General features: G+C 42.6%; 1 protein-coding gene. It reads left to right on the top strand.

The annotated features are described in order from the left end of the window. A partial coding sequence (locus tag J690_RS23525) for an integrase domain-containing protein (protein WP_032038862.1) occupies window positions 1-345 on the top strand: 345 nt, incomplete at both ends.

Genomic DNA, 345 nt, shown 5'->3' with positions numbered 1-345 from the left:
ATGAAGTTCCAACCTGAATATGCTTTAGATGGTCAGAAAATTGAAAATGCTAAATATATCCGTTTAAAAGACAGTTGGACGAAAGGCGGAAGACCTCGAACTATTCCAATAACCAACGAAAAACAACGTCAAGAACTCAAAAATGCCTACGCTCAAGCTGTGAAAAATGGCGGTTCAATGATTCCGAAAGAAAAAAGCTATAAGTCCCACAAAGCCAATTTTGAAGCAGTCACGCATGCGCTAGGTGTGGGACAAACGCATGGTTTACGACATGGCTACGCTCAGACCAGATACCGTGAATTAATGGGTTTCGATTGCCCTGCTGTAGGCGGTTCTCGTTCATTG

This window comes from Acinetobacter sp. 742879 (assembly GCF_000588535.1).
GTDB lineage: Bacteria > Pseudomonadota > Gammaproteobacteria > Pseudomonadales > Moraxellaceae > Acinetobacter > Acinetobacter pittii.
Note: the sequence above shows the minus strand (reverse complement) of the source record. Positions and strands in the feature narration are given on the sequence as shown.